This window comes from Streptomyces sp. NPDC029466 (assembly GCF_055574515.1).
This window is the reverse complement of sequence record NZ_JBVHZH010000013.1, coordinates 136,549-157,320: the sequence shown is the minus strand read 5'-3', so window position 1 is coordinate 157,320 and position 20,772 is coordinate 136,549. Positions and strand designations below refer to the sequence as shown.

18 protein-coding genes are annotated in these 20,772 nt (G+C 71.4%); 12 read left to right on the top strand and 6 right to left on the bottom strand.

Annotation, left to right across the window (positions count from 1 at the left end; translation table 11 throughout):
* Positions 1 to 140: 140 nt before the first annotated feature.
* The 3 genes from ACZ4XD_RS13480 (at position 141) to ACZ4XD_RS13470 (ending at position 4,046) form a co-directional block, all read left to right on the top strand.
* Complete coding sequence (locus ACZ4XD_RS13480) at positions 141 to 1,223, top strand: zinc-binding dehydrogenase (protein WP_468041483.1); 1,083 nt, start codon at positions 141 to 143, stop codon at positions 1,221 to 1,223.
* A gap of 172 nt (positions 1,224 to 1,395) precedes the next feature.
* Positions 1,396 to 2,766 (top strand): MFS transporter, encoded by a 1,371-nt coding sequence (locus ACZ4XD_RS13475; protein WP_468041481.1) that lies wholly within the window; start codon positions 1,396 to 1,398, stop codon positions 2,764 to 2,766.
* A gap of 188 nt (positions 2,767 to 2,954) precedes the next feature.
* Entirely contained in the window at positions 2,955 to 4,046 is a 1,092-nt protein-coding gene (locus ACZ4XD_RS13470) for a serine hydrolase domain-containing protein (protein WP_468041478.1), read from the top strand.
* Between the two features lie 31 nt (positions 4,047 to 4,077).
* Here ACZ4XD_RS13470 and ACZ4XD_RS13465 read toward each other — a convergent pair whose 3' ends face one another.
* Entirely contained in the window at positions 4,078 to 4,725 is a 648-nt protein-coding gene (locus ACZ4XD_RS13465) for a TetR/AcrR family transcriptional regulator (protein WP_468041476.1), read from the bottom strand.
* Between the two features lie 74 nt (positions 4,726 to 4,799).
* Between ACZ4XD_RS13465 and ACZ4XD_RS13460 the strand changes: the two genes are divergently transcribed.
* Both ACZ4XD_RS13460 and ACZ4XD_RS13455 read left to right on the top strand, forming a co-directional pair.
* On the top strand, positions 4,800 to 5,951 hold the full coding sequence (locus tag ACZ4XD_RS13460) for an acyl-CoA dehydrogenase family protein (protein ID WP_468041473.1): 1,152 nt from the start codon (positions 4,800 to 4,802) through the stop codon (positions 5,949 to 5,951).
* A gap of 130 nt (positions 5,952 to 6,081) precedes the next feature.
* The gene (locus ACZ4XD_RS13455; RefSeq protein ID WP_468041471.1) at positions 6,082 to 6,711 is read left to right on the top strand and encodes a TetR/AcrR family transcriptional regulator; all 630 of its coding nucleotides are present in this window, start codon (positions 6,082 to 6,084) and stop codon (positions 6,709 to 6,711) included.
* Between the two features lie 50 nt (positions 6,712 to 6,761).
* Here the strand turns inward: ACZ4XD_RS13455 and ACZ4XD_RS13450 are convergent, their stop codons facing one another.
* Positions 6,762 to 7,223 carry a MaoC family dehydratase gene (locus tag ACZ4XD_RS13450; RefSeq protein WP_026169316.1) on the bottom strand — a complete coding sequence of 154 codons (462 nt, stop codon included), beginning with the start codon at positions 7,221 to 7,223 and terminating at the stop codon, positions 6,762 to 6,764.
* Between the two features lie 157 nt (positions 7,224 to 7,380).
* On the opposite strand from ACZ4XD_RS13450, the gene soxR reads away from it, so the two are divergent.
* On the top strand, positions 7,381 to 7,938 hold the full coding sequence (gene soxR / locus ACZ4XD_RS13445) for a redox-sensitive transcriptional activator SoxR (protein WP_468041468.1): 558 nt from the start codon (positions 7,381 to 7,383) through the stop codon (positions 7,936 to 7,938).
* Between the two features lie 52 nt (positions 7,939 to 7,990).
* On the opposite strand, the gene ACZ4XD_RS13440 is transcribed toward soxR, so the two are convergent.
* Together ACZ4XD_RS13440 and ACZ4XD_RS13435 are read right to left on the bottom strand one after the other, a co-directional pair.
* The gene (locus ACZ4XD_RS13440) at positions 7,991 to 9,430 is read right to left on the bottom strand and encodes an amidase (protein WP_468041467.1); all 1,440 of its coding nucleotides are present in this window, start codon (positions 9,428 to 9,430) and stop codon (positions 7,991 to 7,993) included.
* Positions 9,431 to 9,735: 305 nt separating this feature from the next.
* Positions 9,736 to 10,350 (bottom strand): hypothetical protein, encoded by a 615-nt coding sequence (locus ACZ4XD_RS13435; RefSeq protein ID WP_468041466.1) that lies wholly within the window; start codon positions 10,348 to 10,350, stop codon positions 9,736 to 9,738.
* Positions 10,351 to 10,589: 239 nt separating this feature from the next.
* On the opposite strand from ACZ4XD_RS13435, the gene ACZ4XD_RS13430 reads away from it, so the two are divergent.
* The 6 genes from ACZ4XD_RS13430 to ACZ4XD_RS13405 all read left to right on the top strand — a co-directional run bounded on the left by ACZ4XD_RS13430 (position 10,590) and on the right by ACZ4XD_RS13405 (position 17,882).
* Positions 10,590 to 13,409, top strand: a complete 2,820-nt coding sequence (locus tag ACZ4XD_RS13430; protein WP_468041465.1) for a penicillin acylase family protein — start codon at positions 10,590 to 10,592, stop codon at positions 13,407 to 13,409.
* A gap of 178 nt (positions 13,410 to 13,587) precedes the next feature.
* Positions 13,588 to 14,610: a LysR family transcriptional regulator gene (locus tag ACZ4XD_RS13425; RefSeq protein ID WP_468041464.1), complete on the top strand. Its 1,023-nt coding sequence runs from the start codon at positions 13,588 to 13,590 to the stop codon at positions 14,608 to 14,610.
* A gap of 126 nt (positions 14,611 to 14,736) precedes the next feature.
* Positions 14,737 to 15,972 carry a helix-turn-helix domain-containing protein gene (locus ACZ4XD_RS13420; protein WP_468041463.1) on the top strand — a complete coding sequence of 412 codons (1,236 nt, stop codon included), beginning with the start codon at positions 14,737 to 14,739 and terminating at the stop codon, positions 15,970 to 15,972.
* 94 nt (positions 15,973 to 16,066) lie between these two features.
* Positions 16,067 to 16,297, top strand: a complete 231-nt coding sequence (locus tag ACZ4XD_RS13415; RefSeq protein ID WP_468041462.1) for a hypothetical protein — start codon at positions 16,067 to 16,069, stop codon at positions 16,295 to 16,297.
* A 266-nt stretch (positions 16,298 to 16,563) separates the two neighbouring features.
* Positions 16,564 to 16,701 carry a hypothetical protein gene (locus ACZ4XD_RS13410; RefSeq protein WP_468041461.1) on the top strand — a complete coding sequence of 46 codons (138 nt, stop codon included), beginning with the start codon at positions 16,564 to 16,566 and terminating at the stop codon, positions 16,699 to 16,701.
* Between the two features lie 71 nt (positions 16,702 to 16,772).
* Positions 16,773 to 17,882, top strand: a complete 1,110-nt coding sequence (locus ACZ4XD_RS13405; protein ID WP_468041460.1) for a methyltransferase domain-containing protein — start codon at positions 16,773 to 16,775, stop codon at positions 17,880 to 17,882.
* A gap of 69 nt (positions 17,883 to 17,951) precedes the next feature.
* Here the strand turns inward: ACZ4XD_RS13405 and ACZ4XD_RS13400 are convergent, their stop codons facing one another.
* A complete protein-coding gene (locus ACZ4XD_RS13400; protein WP_468041459.1) occupies positions 17,952 to 19,286 on the bottom strand; it encodes an MFS transporter in 1,335 nt (444 codons plus the stop codon).
* Between the two features lie 103 nt (positions 19,287 to 19,389).
* Positions 19,390 to 20,667 (bottom strand): exo-beta-N-acetylmuramidase NamZ family protein, encoded by a 1,278-nt coding sequence (locus ACZ4XD_RS13395; protein ID WP_468041458.1) that lies wholly within the window; start codon positions 20,665 to 20,667, stop codon positions 19,390 to 19,392.
* Positions 20,668 to 20,772 lie beyond the last annotated feature (105 nt).

Here is a 20,772-nt window from a genome sequence, read left to right as displayed (position 1 = left end):
GGGAAACGGAAGGGGCTGAACAGAGGGGGGGGAAACAAGGTGGGGGGCTTGGGGGGGCGGGGGGGGGGGGACCCCCCCCCCCCCCCCCCCCCCCCGAGGCCCGCCCGTCCCGCCCGCCGCCCTGCGCACGAGGAGTCCTTGTGGTCCGCGCCGCCGTACTGCCCGCCGTCAACGCCCCCCTCCAGATCACCGAGATCGAGCTGCCCGAGCCCGGCCCCGGCCAGGTCCGTATCCGGCTCGCCGCCGCCGGGGTCTGCCACTCCGATCTGTCGCTGTCCAACGGCACCCTGCGCCAGCCCGCCCCGGCCGTCCTCGGGCACGAGGGCGCGGGCACCGTCACCGCGGTCGGCCCCGACGTGACCACCGTGGCCCCCGGCGACCAGGTCGTCCTCAACTGGGCGCCGTCCTGCGGTGACTGCCACTTCTGCGGACTGTCCGAGCCCTGGCTGTGTGCCCACTCCGGCCTCGCCGCGAACGCCCCGTACGCCAAGCGCGCCGACGACGCCACCGAGCTCTACCCCGGCCTGGGCACCGCGGTGTTCGCCGAGGAGACCGTGGTCTCCGCACGGGCCGCGCTGCCACTGCCGGACGGGGTGCCGCTCGCGGATGCCGCGCTGCTCGGCTGTGCGGTGCTCACCGGCTGGGGCGCCGTGCACCACAGCGCCCGGGTGCGGGCGGGGGAGTCGGTCGTGGTCTTCGGTGTGGGCGGGGTGGGCCTGGCCACGCTCCAGGCGGCGCGGATCGCGGGCGCCGGCCCGATCGTGGCCGTGGATGTCTCGCCGGAGAAGGAGGAGCTGGCCCGCTCGGCCGGGGCCACCGAGTTCGTGGTGGCGGGCGACGACACCGCCAAGCGCATCCGCAAGCTCACCGGCGGCCTGGGCGCCGATGTCGCCGTGGAGTGCGTGGGCCGCGCCGACACCATCCGTACGGCCTGGTCGGCGACCCGCCGCGGCGGCCGCACGACGGTCGTCGGCATCGGCGGCCAGGACCAGCAGGTGTCCTTCTCCGCCCTGGAACTCTTCTACTTCGGACGCACCCTCTCCGGCTGCGTCTACGGCAACACCGACCCCGCCCGCGACCTCCCGCTGATCGCCCGGCACATCCGCTCCGGCGCGTTCGACCTCGCCACCCTGGTCACCGACCGGATCGGCCTCGACGGCATCCCGGCGGCCTTCGACGCGATGCTGGCGGGCAAGGGGGGACGGGCGTTGGTGGTGTTCTAGGGGTGGGGACGGCTGGGGCGGGGGCTGCGGGGAGCGCCCCCGCCCCCGCGTTCAGGCGGCGCCGGAAAGTCGTGCTGCGTGGTCCGTTGACGCCGTACCGGCCGGTCGGTACGGTCGCCCGACATCACGGCGCCGCCCCCCTCCCTCCCCGCACCCCTCGGAGTGTGCACGCATGGATACGGCCCCCTCCGCGCCACATGGCAACACCGGCACCCCGCCCTCCGCCCGCAGCCGCCGCAGGGTCGCCACCGCGGCCGCCCTCGCCTCCGCCGTCGAGTGGTACGACTACTTCGTCTTCGGTATCGCCGCCGCGCTCGTCCTCGGCCCGGCCTACTTCCCCTCGGACAGTCCGGCCGCCGGTGTCCTCGCCTCGTTCGCGACCTTCGCGGTGGGCTTCCTGGCCCGTCCCGTCGGCGGGGTGATCGCCGGTCAGCTCGGCGACCGGCACGGCCGTAAGCCCATGCTGGTGCTCGCCCTGACCGTCATGGGGCTGGCCACCACCGCCATCGGCCTGCTCCCCTCCTACGCCGCCATCGGGCTGGCCGCGCCGGTCCTGCTGGTCGTGCTGCGGCTGCTGCAGGGCATCGCGGTCGGCGCCCAGTGGGGCGGCGCGATGCTGATGGCCACCGAATACGCCCCCGAGGGAAAGCGCGGGCTCTACGGCTCGCTGGTGCAACTCGGCGTCCCCCTCGGCGTGATGACCGCCAACTCCGTCTTCCTGCTGGCCGGCGCGGTCACCGACGAGCGGTCCTTCGGCACCTGGGGCTGGCGGCTGCCGTTCCTCGTCGGCGTCCTGGTGCTCCTGCTCGCCCGCTACATCCACACGCACGTCGAGGAGACCCCCGCGTTCCGGGCCGCGGAAGCGCAGCTGGCGGCGACCGAGCGGGCCGCCGCGGCGCGCCGTTCCCCGCTGCGCGAGATCCTGCGGCACCATCTGCGCACCGTCCTGCTGGCCGGCGGCTCGTTCGCGGTCAACACCGCCACCTTCTACATCCTCATCACCGGCGTCCTGGACTACGCCACCCGCGAGCTGGAGATGCGACGCACCTCCGTACTGGCCGTCTCGCTGCTGGTCAGCCTCACCCAACTCGCCCTGATTCCGGCCGCCGCGGCGCTCTCCGACCGGATCGGCCGGCTGCGGGTCTATGCCGCGGGCGCCGTCGGGCTGCTGCTCTGGGCGGTGCCGATGTTCCTGCTCATCGACACCGCGTCACTGGTGTGGCTGGGCGTCGGCACCTTCGTCGGCAGCTGCTTCCTGAGCATCATGTACGGGCCGCAGGCCGCGCTGTTCGCCGAACTGTTCACCGCCGAGATGCGCTACACCGGCGCCTCGCTCGGCTATCAGATCAGCGCGATCCTGGGCGGCGGACTCGCCCCGTTCGTGATGGTGCTGCTCCTGGAGGCGACCGGTACCTCGATGGCGGTGGCCGGCTACATCATGGCGCTGTCCGTCCTCGCGCTGGTGTCCATCTGGCTGCTGATCCGGCGCGCCGGGGCGGCGCCTGCACCGGGCGGTGGGGCCGAGCCGGGAGACCGGCCCTGAGGGGTGTTCCGCAGGGCGCGGACCGGCCGATGGGAGCTGTGGTGCACCTGCTTGCTTCCCCACGCACAGTTCGTCGCCGGCCGGGCGGCGCGGTGCAGAATGACGAGGCCGGTGCCGGAGACAGCCGGGCGGCTCATGACGCAGGTGCCACCGGCCGGCTCACAGAGGAGTGGGGGCGGAACGGAATGATGGCAAGCGTGGGTGTGTGCCTGGACGCGGGCGGGCACGGCGACGACCCGTGGTCGGGGGTGGACGCCACCCGTCTGGCGCGTGCCGCGAGCGAGCAGGCGGAGCGCGCGGTACCGGGGATCCGCAACATGCGGGCCTACCTGGCTTCCCAGGTCTCCGATGTCTCACATCGGGACGTGGTGGGCCCCCTGCTCGACGGGCAGGGGGCGAGCGGGATCGTCGTGCGGCGGGGGACCGTCCTCGCGGCCTGGGGAGACCCTGAGCGGGAGGAAATGGCCTTCAGTGCCACCAAGAGTGTCCTGGCGCTGGTGGCCGGACTGGCCTTCGACGACGGGCTGTTGCGCTTGGACGAACCGGTGTGCCGGTCGATCGATCTGCCCCCATTCGGCGACGCGCACGGTCAGGAGATCACCTGGCGGCACCTTCTGGACCAGTCCAGCCAGTGGGAGGGCGAACTGTGGGGCAAACCCACCTCGGTCGACGCCCAGAGCACCCGCGAGGGAACCGAGTCGATCGGCGGCCCTCCCGGAGCCGGCTGGGCCTACAACGACGTCCGGGTGAATCTGACCGCCCTCGCGCTCACCGTGCTGCTCCGCCGCCCCCTGCCCGAGGTGCTGCACGAGCGGATCATGGAACCGATCGGGGCGTCGTCCGGCTGGTCCTGGCACGGCTATACCGATTCCGCGGTGGAGCTCGGCGGCCGGCGCCTCCCCGTGGTGTCGGGTGGCGCGCACTGGGGCGGCGGCCTGTGGATCGGCGCCCTCGACCTCGCCCGGATCGGACAACTCTGCCTGCGGCGCGGCCAATGGGGCGGGCGCCGGCTGCTGTCCGGCCGATGGGTCGGGGAAATGTGGCGGCCCTGCCCGGTCAAGCCCAACTACGGGCTGTCATGGTGGCTCAACGACCATCGAACGGTCTGGCCCACGGCCCCGGCCACCGGTCGCTGCGCCCGCGGCAACGGGGGCGGACACCTGCTCTGGGTCGACCCCGCACGGGACCTGGTGGTCAGCTCGCGCTGGGGAGCGGAAGTCGAGACGCTGCTCGCTGAAGTGTCGGCTGCGATCGAGCCGTTGGAGAAGCCCGCGCCCTGAGGTTCTCGACGCGGCCCGCCCCGCCGTACGGTCAGCTCCCCTCCGGCGGTACGAGGTCCGGGTGCTGGAGCGCCAGGCCGTCCACCAGGGCCCGTAGCCCCGCCTCGAACGCGCCCTCGTCCACCTGGCGTTGATGCTCGGCCAGCAGATGCGCCTGGCCCAGGTGGGGGTAGTCGGCGGGGTCGTAGGCGCTCGGGTCGTCGACGAAGCCGCGGGCGAACGAGCCCAGGGCGGAGCCGGCCACGAAGTAGCGGACCATGGCGCAGACCCTGGTGGCCTGGGCGGGCGGCCAGCCCGCCTCGACCATCCCGCCGAACGCCGCGTCGGCCATCTTCAGGCCGGCGGGGCGGCGGCCGGGGCCCTGCGCCAGGAACGGCACGATGTGCGGATGGGCGGCGAGCGCCGCGCGGTAGGAGCGGGCCCAGTCGAGCAGCCCGGCGCGCCAGTCCGCGCCCGTCTCGAACGCCGACACATCGACCTTGGCGATGACCGTGTCGGCCACCGCGTCGAGGATCTCGTCCTTGGTCGTGAAGTGGTTGTAGAGCGAGGGCCCGCTCACGCCGAGCTCCGCCGCCAGCCGCCGGGTGGAGAGCGCCGGCAGCCCCTCGGCGTCGATGAGCGCCAGCGCCGTGGAGACGATGCGCTCGCGGCTCAGAAGGGGCTTGCGGGGTCGGGCCATGCCGCACATAGTAGAGGCTGGCCGCCGAAAACTAGCAGTGCTAATTAACTGCTCTCGTCCACAAGGGGCCCGAGATGAACCTGGAGCTCAGCGCGGAGCAGACCGCGGTACGGCAGCTCGCCAAGGACTTCACCGACCGCGAGATCACCCCGTACGTCACCGCCTGGGACCGCGCCGAACAGGTCGACCGCGGCATCGTGAAGAAGCTCGGCGGCCTCGGCTTCCTCGGACTCACCGTCCCCGAGGAGTACGGCGGCTCGGGCGGCGACCACCTCTCCTACGTCCTGGTCACCGAGGAGCTGGGCCGCGGGGACTCCTCGGTGCGCGGCATCGTCTCGGTCTCCCTGGGACTGGTGGCCAAGACCCTCGCGGCATGGGGCGACGAGGAGCAGAAGCGGGCGTGGCTGCCGCGGCTCACCTCCGGCGAGGCCGTCGGCTGCTTCGGCCTGACGGAGCCGGGCACCGGATCCGACGCCGCGAACCTCGCCACCCGCGCGGTCCGTGACGGCGACGGCTACGTCATCGACGGCGCCAAGATGTTCATCACCAACGGGACCTGGGCCGATGTGGTGCTGCTCTTCGCCCGCACCGGCGGCGCCCCCGGCCACCAGGGCATCAGCGCCTTCCTCGTCCCGGCCGACAGCCCCGGTCTGGAGCGCCGGGAGATCCACGGGAAGCTGGGGCTGCGCGGCCAGGCGACCGCGGAGCTGGTCCTGAACGGCGTACGGGTCCCGGCGACCGCCATGCTGGGCCCCGAGGGCAAGGGGTTCTCGGTCGCCATGTCCGCGCTGGCCAAGGGCCGGATGTCGGTCGCCGCCGGCTGTGTGGGTATCGCCCAGGCCGCCCTGGACGCCGCGCTCGGCTACGCTGGCGAGCGCGAGCAGTTCGGCAAGCCGATCGCCCGGCACCAGCTGGTGCAGGAGCTGATCAGCGATATCTCCGTGGACGTGGCGGCCGCGCGACTGCTGACCTGGCAGGTCGCCGATCTGATCGACCGCGGCGAGCCGTTCGCCACCGAGGCGTCCCAGGCCAAGCTCTTCGCCTCCGAGGCCGCGGTGCGCGCCGCCAACAACGCCCTCCAGGTGTTCGGCGGCTATGGCTATATCGACGAGTACCCGGTCGGCAAGCTGCTGCGGGACGCGCGGGTGATGACCTTGTACGAGGGCACCAGCCAGATACAGAAGCTGGTCATCGGGCGGGCGCTGACGGGGGTCTCCGCCTTCTGAAGCCTTCCGGTCCGCACGTCCACGAGGCCGCCGCCCTGCCCGCCGAGCCCTAAGCGCTTGCTCAGCGGCGCGATATGGTGTTCGATCCGTCAGAGGAGGGTCCCTGGCGGGTCGAGGAGCGGGGTGCGCGATGGGTGCGGCGGCGGAGCGGGCCAAAGAGGAGAACGAGGAATGGGCCGGGGTGACCCCGGACGCCGCGCGACGGCTGGTCAGCGCCGCCGTCGAGGCCTTCGCCGAACGCGGCTACCACGCCACCACCACCCGTGACATCGCCGGCCGCGCCGGGATGAGCCCGGCCGCCCTCTACATCCACTACAAGACCAAGGAAGAGCTGCTCTACCGCATCAGCGGCATCGGCCACGAGAAGGCGCTGCGCATCATGGGCGCCGCCGCCGAGGCCCAGGGCAGTGCCGCCGACCGGCTCCGCGACGCCGTCCGCACCTTCGCCCGCTGGCACGCGGAGCACCACACCACCGCCCGGGTCATCCAGTACGAACTCCAGGCGCTGAGCCCCGACCACTACACCGAGATCGCCGGACTGCGCCGCCGGACCGACCGGTTGCTGCGGCAGATCATCCAGGACGGCGCGGACAGCGGCGAGTTCCGGGCCGACGACGTGCCGGGCACCACCCTCGCGGTGCTGTCGCTGTGTGTGGACGTCGCCCGCTGGTTCACCGCGGACGGCCCGCGCACCCCCGACGAGGTCGGCACGCTGTATGCCGACCTCGTCCTGCGGATGGTGGGCGCGCCGGTCGCGTAGGGGCGCGCCGCCGCGAGGCCCCCCGGCGCCGGCCGGGGGTGGCCTGCCGCTCACAGGTAGAAGCGGCTGACCGTCTCCGCGACGCAGACCGGCTTGTCGCCGCCCTCGCGTTCGATCGTCACGACCGTGGCCAGCTGGACGCCGCCGGACACCTCGGTCACGTCCGCGATCCTGGCCGTGGCGCGCAGCCGCGAGCCGACCGGCACGGTGGCGGGGAAGCGGACCTTGTTGGTGCCGTAGTTGATGCCCATCTTCACGTTGTCGACCCGCATCAGCTGCGGGACGAGGGCGGGCAGCAGCGACAGCGTCAGATAGCCGTGCGCGATGGTGGTGCCGAACGGGCCGGCCGCGGCCTTCTCCTGGTCCACATGGATCCACTGGTGATCGCCGGTGGCCTCCGCGAAGAGATCGATCCGCTTCTGGTCGATCTCCAGCCAGTCGCTGGTACCCAGCTCCTCACCGACCGCGGCCCGCAGTTCGTCGAGCGATCCAAACACTCGGGGCTCTGCCATCTCTCGTCTGCCTCCTCGGGGGTCCGTCCGCCGTTGGCGCGCATCGGCCGACGCTTACTAAGCGCTTGCTCAGAATGCGGAGTGCGAGCCCCCGCTGTCAATGCGCCGGACCCCGCGAGCCCGGCCTGATCCCCACGACAGGCCCTAGGGTTGAACCGTGCCCCAGCTTCCGTACAAGGTTCATGAGCTCTCCGTCGGCCAGCTCTCCGCGCGCAGTGGCGCCGCGGTGTCCGCGCTGCACTTCTACGAGTCCAAGGGGCTGATCAGCAGCACCCGGACGGCGGGCAATCAGCGCCGCTACAGCCGTGACGCACTGCGCCGGGTCGCCTTCGTGCGGGCGGCGCAGCGGGTCGGCATCCCGCTCGCGGTGATCCGCGACGCGCTGGCGGAGCTGCCCGACGAGCGCACCCCCAACCGCGCCGACTGGGCCCGGCTCTCCGAGGTCTGGCGCTCCGAACTGGACGAGCGGATCAGTCAACTCGTCGAGCTGCGCGACCGGTTGACCGACTGCATCGGCTGCGGCTGCCTGTCGCTGGAGAAGTGCGCGCTGTCCAATCCGTACGACAACCTCGGCGAGCAGGGGCCCGGCGCGCGGCGGCTGCGGGTCGACCGGAGCGCCAAGGACCCCGAGGGGGCACAGCAGCGCACCGGCGGCGAGCCGGGGGCCGGCCCGGCGCAGCCGGACGAGCAGGGGTGCTGCACGGGCGAGGGCTGAGCGCGGGCGCGCCCGTCCCGGGGCGGGACGGACGCGCGCACTCCGGTCTTCGTCACCACACGGACGGGGTGCGTCCCGTCCACGGGCGGGCCTGCTCCAGCTGTGCCGACAGCGCGATCAGGGTGGCCTCCTCGCCGTACCGGCCGGCCAGCATCACCCCGATCGGCAGCCCTTCGGCGTTCCACTGCAACGGGACGTTCACCGCGGGCTGGCCGGTGGCGTTGTAGAGCGCGGTGAACGGGGTGAACGCCCCGAGCGCGTCGAACTCGGCCTGCGGGTCGGCGTCGTTGCGCAGCGCGCCGACCTCGGCCGGCGGCGCGGCCAGGGTCGGCGAGAGGATCACGTCATAGCCGCCCGGCGGCATCAGACCGTCGGCCAGGGACTGGGCGAGCATCCGGAAGGCGTACAGCGAGCGGGTGAAGTCCGTACCGGAGACCTCGGCGCCGCGGTCGCGCAGATAGCGGGTGAGCGGCATCAGCAGCTCCTCACCCCCCGGCGGTACGGGGCGGCTCGCGGCCAGCACCGACCAGACGCGGGTGAAGGCGAGCAGGACGCTCTCGCCGGCGGGCAGCGTCAACTCCTCGACCTCATGGCCGAGTCCGGTCAGCAGGGCGGCGGTCTCGGTGGTGGCGGTACGGCAGTCGGGGTGCACCTCGATGCCGGGGACGGGCGCTTCGGTGAGGCAGGCGATCCGCAGCCGTCCCGGGTCGCGGAGGGCGTGGCCGGCGAAGGTCTCGCCGGGCGGCAGCGACGGCGCCGCGAACGGGTCGCCGGGCATCGGCCCCGCCAGGACGTCCAGCAGGGTGGCCGCATCGGCGACCGTACGGGCCAGCGGGCCCGAGGTGGCCAGCCCGGAGACATCGTGCAGCAGCGGGCCGCCGCTGATCCGGCCGCGGCTGGGCTTGATCCCGAAGAGCCCGCAGACCGAGGCCGGTATCCGGACCGAGCCGCCGCCGTCGCTGGCGTGCGCGACGGGCGCCAGGCCCCCCGCCACGGCCGCGGCGGCCCCACCGCTGGAACCGCCCGCCGAGCGCGCCAGGTCCCACGGGGTGCGGGCGGGCGGGGCGAGTCCGTTCTCGGTGTAGCAGGGCAGCCCGAATTCGGGGGTGTTGGTCTTGCCGAGCAGGATCGTGCCGCCCGCCCGCAGCTTGCCGACCACATGGTCGTCGACGGTGGGCACATGCTCGGCCAGCGCCCGGGAGCCCATCGTGCAGCGCACCCCCGCGACCTGGTTGAGGTCCTTCACCGGCACGGGAACGCCGTACAGCGGCGGCAGTTCACGGCCCTCGCGGCGGGCCGTGGCGGCCTCGCCCTCCGCGTCCGCGGCCTGTTTGCGGGCGAGGTCGGGGGTACGGGTGAGGAAGGCGCCGAGTGTGTCGTCGAGCCGCTCGATCCGCGCGAGATAGTGCTCGGTGAGTTCCACGGGGGAGAGCTCCCCGGACCGGATTCCCCGGGCCTGCTCCAGCGCGGTCAGATCGTGCAGTTCGGCCATGGACGTCCACCCTCTCCTACCGACGCCCGCGCGACCCTGGTGCCGCCCGGGCAGGAGGACCGAGGCCCCCCGGGCGCGCTGCCGGTGCGGGTGGTCGGCCCGTGGACAGTTGTTTCAGTTCGCGGGCCGGTTCGTAAAGGCCCCTATTGGAACGGGATGCCCAACGGTGGGCGACCTGCGCCCGTTGCCCCGCGCGCTGTGGAGGCCGCGGGGGCGTGGGCTCCGGGCGGAGGCCACGCGACCCGTTCGCACACCGAGCCGGACGCCCCCGTCACGCGGAGGCGCCCGGTGTCATGCGAGGACGGTCAGGCCGCCGCGAAGGCGTCCGCCCCGTGGAGCCGGCCCGCGGCGGTGAGGGCCTCAGGGGTCAGTACGGAGACCGGGGCCAGCACGCCGCACTGGCGGCAGGCCGGGCCGGTGGCGGGGGAGTCCGCGGACTCCGGGGGCCAGGCGAAGCGGGTGCTGCCGCACACCGGGCAGTCGCGGCGGGGCCGGCCGGCCTCCATCGCGGCGATCATGCGGCGCAGTACCACCGAGAGACGGGCCGCGGGGTGCCGCTGCGGTGACTCGCACGGCACGATGTCGCAGCCGCCCCAGGTCCGCCGGTGCCACTCGTCGAGGGCGCCGGGCTGGCGGATGCCGTGGTGTTTCTCCTTGCGGCGCCGGGCGGCGCACTCCTCTTCGTACGCGAGCCAGAGAGCACGGGCCTCCTCCAGCTCGGCGAGCGCGGCCATCAGCCGCTCCGGATCGGGATCGCGGTCCTGGGTCGCGATACCGGCCCGGGTGCACAGATGGTGCCAGGTCGCCCGGTGCCCGTAAGGGGCGAAGCGTTCAAGGCACTTGCGCAGCGCGGTGCGTCGCTGGGTCGCGACGAGACGTGGATTGCGGACCTGCTCTGCGAGGGCTCTGAAACCGGCCATTTCTTCCCACCTCCGTGGGGAGGATCCGACTGGACAGGGATGAGACGTAGCCTGCCCCCACTTGGATCCATCGAACTTTTTTGCGGCTTTGTTGGCGATGTTCCGAGGTGTCGCCGCGGCGCCGGCCCGATCTTCGGGCGGCAGAGCAAAAGTTGACTGTTGTTCATCTTCCGGCCGAGCGTAACCGCCGGTAACGTCCCGCCCGCCCTCCCCAAGGGGACCCCCATCGAGGAGCTGCAATGCGACGACGTACCGGAAGGTTCAGGACTGCCGCCGCGGCAGCCCTGTTCGCCTTGGGTGCCACGCTCTTGGCACCGCCCCCCACCGCGGCCGCCGCGCCCCCGGACGCCCAGGACTACTGCCGGGGCCAGTGCGGCGACATCCTGCCGCCCGGCGCCACCGGCAACGCCACCCTGGTGGAGATCCTCGGCAACAAGCTGTTCGGCACCCACCCCGAGCACTCCACCGACCAACTCGCCCCGTACGGGGCGCTGGCGAGCGGCTATCAGTCGCTCACCGACGACACCCTCGGCAATTTCTTCAACGATGCCTCCTTCGGCGTCCCCGCGGACCAGGTCGGCAAGGTCAGCACGCCTCGCAACGATGTGACCATCACCCGCGACAAGAAGACCGGCGTCCCGCACATCAAGGGCACCACCCGCTACGGCACCGAATTCGGCGCCGGCTACGCCGCGGGCCAGGACCGGCTCTGGCTGATGGACCTCTTCCGCCACATCGGCCGCGGCGAACTGACCTCCTTCGCCGGCGGCGCGCTCGCCAACCAGGGCCTGGAGCAGCAGTTCTGGCCGCAGGCGCCGTACACCGAGGACGATCTCCAGGCCCAGGTCGAGCGCATCCGGGACACCAACGGCGAGCGCGGCAAGCTGGCCATGCAGGATGCCCAGGCCTATGTCGACGGGATCAACGCTTACCGCGAACAGTCCAAGAACGGCCGCTACTTCCCCGGCGAGTACGTGCTCACCGGTCATGTCGACGCCGTTACCAACGCCGGTGAGATCCAGCCCTTCAAGCTCACCGACCTGATAGCCCTGGCCTCCGTCGTCGGCGGGCTCTTCGGCAACGGCGGTGGCGGCGAGGTCCCCTCGGCCCTGGCGCTGCTCTCCGCCCAGCAGAAGTACGGCGTCGAGAAGGGCACCGAGGTCTGGGAGTCCTTCCGGGAGCGCAACGACGCCGAGGCCGCCAAGACCCTGCACGACGGCAGCAGCTTCCCGTACGCCGTGAAGCCCGCCAAGGCCAAGGGCACGGCGCTGCCGGACCGCGGCTCGGTCACCCCCGAGCCGCTGGTCTTCGACCGCACCGGCGCGGCCACCACCAAGAGCGGGACGCCGCCCCGGGACCCGGTCAAGGCCCCCAGGAAGTACAAGAAGCTGGAGGGCCTCTTCAAGGACGGGGTGCTGCCCGAGGGGAGCTTCGATCCCACGCAGCACCGAGGGATGTCCAACGCCCTGCTGGTGTCCGGCAAACACTCCGCGAGCGGACATCCGGTCGCCGTGTTCGGCCCGCAGACCGGCTACTTCGCGCCCCAGCTGCTGATGCTCCAGGAGATCCAGGGTCCCGGCATCAGCGCCCGCGGCGCCTCCTTCGCGGGCGTCGGGATGTACGTCCAGCTCGGCCGCGGCCAGGACTACTCCTGGAGCGCCACCTCGGCCGGCCAGGACATCACCGACACCTTCGCGGTCGAGCTGTGCAACGCGGACGGCTCGACGCCCACCAAGGACTCCACCGCCTACCGCTACCGCGGCAAGTGCGTCCCCATGGAGAAGCTGGAGCGCACCAACTCCTGGAAGCCCACCATCGCCGACCCCACGGCGGCCGGCTCCTACCGGATGCAGGTCTTCCGGACCAAGTACGGGACCGTCACCCACCGCGCCACCGTCGACGGCAAGCCCGTCGCCTACACCGCGCAGCGCTCCACCTACCGCCACGAGGCCGACTCGATCATCGGCTTCCAGATGTTCAACGACCCGTCCTACGTCCGGGACGCCAAGACGTTCCAGCAGGCCGCCGAGCACATCGGCTACGCCTTCAACTGGTTCTACGCCGACTCCCGCGACATCGCGTACTACAACAGCGGCCTCAACCCGGTCCGCAACCCCGAGGTCGATCCGGCCCTGCCCGTCAAGGCGGACGACGCCTACGAGTGGAAGGGCTACGACCCCGAGACCAACACCACCGACTACACCCCGTCCGCCCAGCACCCGCAGTCCGTCAACCAGGACTACTACATCTCCTGGAACAACAAGCAGGCCAAGGACTACGACTCGGCAGGCTACGGCAACGGCTCGGTGCACCGCGGCAATCTGCTGGACGGCCGGGTGCGCGCGCTGACGGAGGACGGCGGGGTGACCCGGGCGTCGCTGACCCGTGCCATGGGGGAGGCCGCGGTCACCGACCTGCGCGGTGAGGACGTGCTGCCCGAACTCCTGCGGGTCCTGGGCAGCAAGCCGGTCACCGACCCGAAGCTGAAGACCGCGATCCAGCAGCTGGCGGCCTGGCGCAAGGACGGCGCCCAGCGCCGGGAGACCGCCGCGGGCTCGCACACCTACACCCACCCCGACGCGGTACGCCTCATGGACGCCTGGTGGCCGCTGATGACGGAGGCCGTCTTCAAGCCGGGCCTCGGCGGCGACCTCTACGACGCGCTGCGGGCCAACCTCGGTATCGACGAGTCACCCTCGGCCGGCCACGGCCCGACCGGGGCGCACGCCGGATCGGCCTTCCAGTACGGCTGGTGGAGCTACGCGGACAAGGATCTGCGGGCGGTGCTCGGCGACAAGGTGGCCGGGCCGCTCGGCCGGACGTTCTGCGGCGACGGTGACCTGTCCGCCTGCCGCGACACCCTGCTGGCCACGCTCCAGCAGGCGAGCGGGAAGACGGCAGAGCAGGTCTACCCCGGCGATGACAGCTGCAAGGCCGGCGACCAGTGGTGCGCGGACGCCATCATCCACCGCACGGTGGGCGGCCTGACCCACGCCACCATCAGCTGGCAGAACCGGCCGACCTATCAGCAGGTGGTGGAGTTCCCCGCCCACCGGTAGACGGAAGGCGGCACCAGCGAGGCCCCGGGGGCGGGTGACCCCGGGGCCTTCGTGCGCGCCCGCCGGGTGCCTTCGTGGGCCCAACTCCCGTGCCAGGAACGCCGACTGCCCTCGGGGCGCATTTCCCTGGGGGTTATGCTTCAGGGTTCTGAACTTCCAGGGGAGGGGAAAGCGAGGCATGGCCTTGTCAGGTCCGCAGCAGTACCCGACGGAGCTGCTGGATACCACCATGGACCAGCTGCGCACACTGATCGTCGTCCACGAGGCGGGTACCGCGCTGGGCGCCGCCCGCCGGCTGGGCCGCGAACAGTCCAGCGTGCAGAAGCAACTGGACACCATGAACCGCACCTTCGCCACGCTGTGCGGCGAGGAACTCGTCCTCAAGCAGGGGCGGGGCCGGGATGCCCTGTTCACCGCGACCGGGGAGGCGCTGGTCGAGCTGGCGCGCCGCACGCTGGGGGAATGGACCGACGGGGTGCACGACGCCCGCCGCCGGCTCGGCCGGACGCTCTCCGTCGGCACCACCCGCTATACCCTCGGCTTTCTGCTGGACGCGGTGGAACGGGTCACCGAGGACTATGAGCGCGACGATGTCGATCTGAAGGTCACCCATGTCCGCACCGGCGACCTCTTCACCAAATTGCGCTCCAAGGACCTCGATCTGGTCTGCGGCAGCGTCGTGGTCACCGAGCGGGATGAAGCGGAACTGCTGGCTCCGTACGAGGTGATGGAGTGGCGGCGCAGCGGGCTGTCCCTGCTGACGAACCTGCCGCCGGAGCGGCTCCCCGGCACCTCCTTCGCGGCCCGGGACCTGCCCGGGCTGCCGCTGGTCGTCTCGGCGCGCGGACTGATCGGCCGCTTCCTGACCGCCTGGTACGGCCCCGACTACCGCCAGCGGCTCTCCATCGCGGCCGAGATCGAGGCCGCGCACTACGGCTTCGAGCTGCTGCGGTCCGGGGTCGTGAGCGGCGCGATGCTGGTCACCCGGGGCATCGGGGAGGCGGCGGCGGACGGCCGCCTCCCGGAGGCCGGCGGACTGCGCACCCTGGAACTCGTCGGAGAGGTGGGCCCCAGAACGGAGGTACTGGTCGGCGTCTTCACCCGCCGCGGCGAGCGGGACTCCTACGCCCCCGGCCACCCCCTCAACCTCCTGTGGGACGCGCTGTCCCGGGAGAGCGGACGGTGGTGGCTGAGTTCCTGAGCGCGCGGGGGCGTCGGCACCTCAGACGCGTTTGCGGCGTTGACGGGAGGGTGTCGGGAAGAACGCCTGCTCTGGAGGGGGCTTGCTGAATTCCCAACCGGCGTACGCTGAACGGGAGGTGATTCGATGTCGTCGCTACAGGAGAACATCCGCAATCATCGTCGGCGGACTGGCATGAGTCAGGAACAACTTGCCGAGGAAGCCGGCCTGTCCGTGGGTGTCGTCCGCAAGGTCGAGCAAGGCGGAAATGTTCAAGTCGAGACTCTTCACATGCTTGCGCGCGCCCTGGGCACCACCACGTCCAGCCTGTTCGCCACCGAGTCGCCGGAGCCTGTGCGCCCCAACGCGGGCGACGGCCCGAAGCTGATGGCACTGCGCCGAGCACTCATGCCACCTATAGGGCTGTCGGAAGTGCTCACTGAGCCGGGCCAGGCCCCCGACCTTGCAGCCATCTGGCGAGACATTGACGACTCGCACAGCCTGTACCACGCAGACCGCTACGACTCGGTCGCGAAGAAGCTGCCCGCCATCCTGCGCTCCGCCGAGGCTGCGGTCGTGCTAGCCGAGGACGAGGAGGCCCGTCGGCGGGCCACCATTCTGCGCGCGAGCTCCTTCCTGCTCGCCGGAAAGTACCTGACGCAGGTACGGCGGTATGACATGGCCCATCACGCCCTCTCTCAGGGCATCCGGGATGCCAGGGAGACCGGGCAGACGCTCATTGCCGCTACCGGCGTCGTGGGCATGGGCTGGCTGCTCCTGCGCCAGGATCGGTTTGACGAAGCCGAGCGCTTGGCCACTGTCACGGCATCCGAGGTCGAGCCTCGAATCTCCGGTGCGTCACAAGGCGAGTTGGCGGTGTGGGGCGAGCTCCTGCAGCGCGTTGCCTCCGCGGCGATGCGCAATAACCGCCCAGACGTGGCCAAGGAGGCTCGGCGCATGACTGCGACGGCCGCGAGCGCCCTGAACGTCGAGCACGTCAACTTCCGGGAGCATTGGACCACCTTCGGGCCGGTGACTGCCGAGGCGAAGGCGATCGAAGACCTCTCCCTGATCGGGGACGCCCGCGGAGTGCTCCGCCGGGCCGACGAGGGCCCCGTGGGGGCAAAAGCGTTGAAGCGGTTCGGCCGGCCGAGTGCGAACAACTGGGACCGACACCGCCTGGACGTCGCCAGGGCCCACTCGAAGCTGGGATCGCATCAGGACGCCATGGATGAGCTCAACGCCATCCATCGAACCTCGCCGGAGTGGCTGAAGCATCAGTCCATGGCGCGGTACATCATGGACGACATCCTGTCGCGCCGTAAGAGGACGCTGACCGCGGACATGCGTGACATGGCCGCTCACCTGGGCGTAACTGGGTAGCTACTACGCAAGGTGGCACTTCCTGTCGGATCGCCGGAGAAGTGCCACGCTGCGTGTCCGGGGTGCCTCTCTGCGTAGGCGTAGCTTCGTGGTCATGGCGAGCGATCAACAGAACAGACCCGAAATCGGCGATCTGGCCAAGGACTTGCAGACAGACCAGACCGGTGTCGTCATGAGCAAGCTGGGCGGCAGGGTCCAGATGCGGCCCCTCGCGGGCGGTCGCGAAGGGGACGCCAAGCCCGACGACGTGATCCCCCCGAGCGCACGCGAGGAGCTCAGCGCACGCAACACTGTGCGCAGCGCCAGAAGCCGGGCGGTTCTGTGATGCGCGCCATCAGCCGGTTCGCCGGAGTCCTGTTCATCATCGCCATCAGCGCCTCGTGCGGCCTGGTGATCGGCATGAGTCTGGCCCTGCGGACCCCGTGAGCAGGCTCGCCCTGGCTGGCGCGCCCGTCACCGTGTGGGCTGTGGCTCCCCGCGCCTCCCGGGGCGAGCCTTTCCACCCTGTCCGGTGGTCTGTGAGCCGAGCTCGACTACCGCGACAGGTACAGAGAAAAGCACCATCCAACTCAATGAAGGCGAGGAATCGACGTGACCAATTTGCAGGCGATCACCGCTGTCGGCGGTGACGAAGGCGACGGCCACCCCGGCACTCCCTGGACGCCTCCCCAGGAGCCCCCGTCCCCTGACGGTGACACCCCGCCCGGCGACGGGACGCACCGCAAGTGACACTCAACTCTCCGCAGGAGGAGCGCCCCAGCCGCAAGGAGCTGGGGCGCGCCCTTCTCGAATCGCAATCGATGTCGTCGGACTGGGCTCCGACATTCGCGGCACTCGACCGCGCCGTCTTCCTGCCCGACCTGATGTGGCCGTTCGACATGGACATCGGGCAGAGCCTCCCCGTAGACCGGACGGCTGACCCCTGCACCTGGTACGCCGCGGCGGACAGCAACATCCCTATCGTGACCCAGTGGGACGACGGCAATCACATCGGCACCCAGCCAGGGAAGGTGTCCACCAGCTCATCATCCATGCCCTCGGTCGTCTACTCCCTCTTTCAGACCCTGGACGTGGAAAAGGGCATGAAGGTGCTCGACGTGGGCACCGGCACAGGCGAGACATCCGGCGCCCTGTTCCACCGCTGCGGGCATGGCCGTGTCACCACGATCGAGGTGGACCTCGCCGTGTCGCGCCAAGCCCGTGAAAGGCTCTGCACAGCTGGCCTGTACCCCGAGGTCGTTGTAGGAGACGGCTTCAAGGGCTACCGGGACAGCGCCCCCTACGACCGCATTCTGGCCACGGTCGGCCTCCGGGAAATCCCGGGCGCATGGATTGAGCAGACCCGGCCGGGTGGCCTCATCGTCGCGCCGTGGGGCACGCACTTCTCCCACGCGGATGCCGTTGTCCGCCTGGTCGTGGGCAAGGGGAAGGCGTCCGGGCACTTCACCCGCCCGGTGGAGTTCATGAAGCTGCGATCGCAGCGACTGGAACGACCCAAGCATGATGAGTACTTCGCCGCGGGGGCGATGGAGGACGCCGGCACGTCCTTCACGGCGATTCCCGAGGGCGACTTCCTTACCGGGAGGTACACAGCCCTCCCGTTCGCCCTCGGGCTTCGCGTCCGCGACTGCTCCAGGGCCGTTGCTGACAAGCGCAACGGCGCCCGACCCGTGTGGCTCTACGGGCTGAGCGACAGGTCCTGGGCATGCGTCATGTTCCGGGACGGAGAGAAGGAAGCGCGGGTCTGGCAGTCGGGCCCACGACGGCTGTGGGACGAGACGGAGGAGGCGTACTGGTGGTGGGTGGAGCAGGGCCGGCCTGACCACACGCGATTCGGGCTCACCATCACCCAGGAGGGCGAGACTGCCTGGCTCGACGACCCCTCTCAGTTGGTGCAGTTGCAAGGCTGACGCTCGGTCGGCAAAGCGAAGAATGCCCCCAGCCGCGAAGGCCGGGGGCGTCTTCTGGCTCAGGCCACCTCAGTCCAGTTCCCGCTCCCGGGTCTCCGGCAGTGCCAGGACGCACAGCAGGGAGACGGCCGCCATCGCGCTGACGTACCAGCCCACCGACGCCGAGCCGTACGCCGACTGGAGCCGGGTGGCGACCAGGGGAGCCACCGCGCCGCCCAGGACGCCGCCGAGGTTGTAGGCCAGCGAGGCGCCCGAGTACCGCACCCGTGCGCTGAACAGCTCGGGCAGATAGGCGCCCATCGGGCCGTACACCACACCCATGCAGAACAGCGCGCCCCCGATGCCGAGGGCGATCAGCACCGGCCGGCCGGTGTCCAGCAGCGGGAAGAGCACCAGCCCCCACACCGCCGCCAGGACACTGCCGGCCAGGATCAGCCCGCGGCGGCCGGCGCCGTCGGAGCGGGTGGCGGCGAGCCAGGTGCCGGCCGCCAGGAACAGGCAGGCGACGAGGGAGAGCCCCAGCATGGTGTTGCGGGAGATGCCGAGGGTGCCGGTGGCGTAGGAGAGGCAGTAGGTAGTGGCCGTGTAGAAGAGGCCGTACGCCACGATCATCCCGCCCGCGCCCAGCAGCAGTTCGCGCGGATGGCGGCGCAGCACCTCAACGGCGGGGACCCTGCTCGCCTCCTGAGCGTCCAGCACCTTGGTGAAGACCGGTGTCTCGCTGATCTTCAGCCGTACGAACAGTCCGACGCCGACCAGCAGGAACGACAGCAGGAACGGCACCCGCCAGCCCCATGAGCGGAACGCCGCGTCGTCGAGTGCGGACGACAGCAGCCAGAACACCCCGGTCGCCGCGAAGAACCCGACGGACGGGCCGAGTTGCGGGAACGCCGCATACAAGCCCCGGCGGCTGCGCGGTGCGTGCTCGACCGCGAGCAGCGCGGCCCCGCCCCACTCCCCGCCCAGCCCGATGCCCTGGAGGAAGCGCAGCGCGATCAGCAGGAGTGGTGCCCAGATGCCCCAGGTGCCGTACCCCGGGAGCAGTCCGACGCACGCCGTCGACAGCCCCATCAGCAGCAGCGACGCGACCAGGACGGACTTACGGCCCACCCGGTCGCCGAAGTGGCCGAAGACCACCGAGCCGAGCGGCCGCGCGGCGAACGCCACCGCATAGGTGGAGAACGACGCGAGAGTGGCGTTGACCGGATCGAGGGTCGGGAAGAACGCCTGGTTGAGGACGAGCGCGGCGGCCGTCCCATAGATGTAGAAGTCGTAGAACTCGATGGCCGTCCCGATGAACGAGGCCACCGCCACCCGGCGCAGGCTCTCGCCGCCGGCGGCCGCCCCGTTCGTCTTCGCCGGAGCGTCGTCCGGTGTCTGCGCTGCTGTCGCGTCTTTGCTCACCCGCGCACTTTCCGGCCCGGTGGAGGCACCGGTCAAGAGGCCAACGGGCCGGTCCCGGTTCCTGAGACCGGGGCCGGCCGCGAACGGCACCGGCCCAACGCCCTTACGGGTAGCGCAGATACCGCCGCCGCACCGTACGGAAGCGCTTCAGGTCCTGCTGCCAGGCGGCCACGATCTCGTCCGGCCCGGCGCCCGCGTCGATCATCGTCCGGACCAGCGCGGAGCCGGTCAGGCGGTCGATGCCGTGGTCCGGCCGCCAGGCGAAGCCGGACCAGATCCGCTTCGCGGTCACCAGGAGGCCGATGCCGGTGCGCACCGGGTCGAAGGCCGCGCGGTCGTGGACATGCAGTTGGACGCCGCCGATCGTCTTGCCCTGGAACTTGGAGAACGTGGGGGCGAAGTAGGCCTCCCTGAAGTGCACACCGGGCAGCGCCAGTTCGGTGGCGGCCGCGGCCCAGCGCCGGTCGATGCCGTCGGCGCCCAGCAGTTCGAAGGGGCGGGTGGTGCCGCGTCCCTCGGAGAGGTTGGTGCCCTCGAAGAGGCAGGTGCCGGAGTAGACCAGGGCGGTGTCGGGGGTGGGCATGTTGGGGCTCGGGGGGACCCAGGGCAGCCGGGTCGTGTCGAAGAAGTCGGTGCGCCGCCAGCCCGTCATCCGGACCGTCTCCAGCTCCACCGGGCGCCCGGCGGCCTGCGGCACGAACTCGCCGTTGAACAGCAGCGCCAGCTCCGCCACGGTCATCCCGTGCGCCTGCGCGATCGGCTCCCGGCCGACGAACGAGGCATACGCCTTGTCCAGCACCGGGCCGGTGGCCGCGCGGCCGGTGACCGGGTTCGGGCGGTCGAGGACCAGGAAGCGCTTGCCGGCCAGGACCGCGGCCACCATGCAGTCGTACAGCGTCCAGATGTAGGTGTAGAAGCGGGCGCCGACGTCCTGGATGTCGAAGACGACGGTGTCCACACCGGAGGCGGTGAAGATGTCGGCGAGGGCCCGGCCGCTCTTGTTGTAGGTGTCGTAGACCGGCAGTCCGGTGGCCGGATCGTCGTAGCGCCCCTCGGAGCCGCCGGCCTGTGCGGTGCCCCGGAAGCCGTGCTCGGGGCCGAAGACGGCGGTCAGCCGCACCCGGTCGTCGGCGTGCATCACATCCACGATGTGCCGCAGATCCGGGGTGACGCCGGTGGGGTTGGTGACGATGCCGACCCGGTGGCCGTCCAGGAGGCGGTAGCCGTCGGCGGCCAGCCGGTCGAAGCCGGTGCGCACCCGCCGGCCTCCGCCGTGGTCCGGTTGCGCGGCCCGCGCGGGTCCGGCCCCCGAGGCCAGGGCCGCACCGGCCGCTCCGGTCGCCGCCAGTTGCCCGAGCAGAACGCGTCTCGACAGAGCCATCCGCACACCTCCGTGATCAGGAATCAACCGGGTCCGTGTCGTGCGCACGCTAGCCGGGCCGGTGGGATCCCGGAATGGGGCGGGCCGAAGGCGGAAAGGACTCTT

Excerpts from the sequence above, each read along its gene's own strand:
- ACZ4XD_RS13465 (WP_468041476.1), bottom strand. The coding sequence starts at position 4,725 with ATGGCCCGACCCCGCAAGCCCCTTCTGAGCCGCGAGCGCATCGTCTCC.
- ACZ4XD_RS13405 (WP_468041460.1), top strand. The coding sequence starts at position 16,773 with ATGTCGTCGGACTGGGCTCCGACATTCGCGGCACTCGACCGCGCCGTC.
- ACZ4XD_RS13440 (WP_468041467.1), bottom strand. The coding sequence starts at position 9,430 with ATGGCCGAACTGCACGATCTGACCGCGCTGGAGCAGGCCCGGGGAATC.
- ACZ4XD_RS13470 (WP_468041478.1), top strand. The coding sequence starts at position 2,955 with ATGGCAAGCGTGGGTGTGTGCCTGGACGCGGGCGGGCACGGCGACGAC.
- ACZ4XD_RS13435 (WP_468041466.1), bottom strand. The coding sequence starts at position 10,350 with ATGGCCGGTTTCAGAGCCCTCGCAGAGCAGGTCCGCAATCCACGTCTC.
- ACZ4XD_RS13430 (WP_468041465.1), top strand. The coding sequence starts at position 10,590 with ATGCGACGACGTACCGGAAGGTTCAGGACTGCCGCCGCGGCAGCCCTG.
- ACZ4XD_RS13415 (WP_468041462.1), top strand. The coding sequence starts at position 16,067 with ATGGCGAGCGATCAACAGAACAGACCCGAAATCGGCGATCTGGCCAAG.
- ACZ4XD_RS13395 (WP_468041458.1), bottom strand. The coding sequence starts at position 20,667 with ATGGCTCTGTCGAGACGCGTTCTGCTCGGGCAACTGGCGGCGACCGGA.
- ACZ4XD_RS13455 (WP_468041471.1), top strand. The coding sequence starts at position 6,082 with ATGGGTGCGGCGGCGGAGCGGGCCAAAGAGGAGAACGAGGAATGGGCC.
- ACZ4XD_RS13475 (WP_468041481.1), top strand. The coding sequence starts at position 1,396 with ATGGATACGGCCCCCTCCGCGCCACATGGCAACACCGGCACCCCGCCC.
- ACZ4XD_RS13460 (WP_468041473.1), top strand. The coding sequence starts at position 4,800 with ATGAACCTGGAGCTCAGCGCGGAGCAGACCGCGGTACGGCAGCTCGCC.
- ACZ4XD_RS13450 (WP_026169316.1), bottom strand. The coding sequence starts at position 7,223 with ATGGCAGAGCCCCGAGTGTTTGGATCGCTCGACGAACTGCGGGCCGCG.
- ACZ4XD_RS13420 (WP_468041463.1), top strand. The coding sequence starts at position 14,737 with ATGTCGTCGCTACAGGAGAACATCCGCAATCATCGTCGGCGGACTGGC.
- ACZ4XD_RS13425 (WP_468041464.1), top strand. The coding sequence starts at position 13,588 with ATGGCCTTGTCAGGTCCGCAGCAGTACCCGACGGAGCTGCTGGATACC.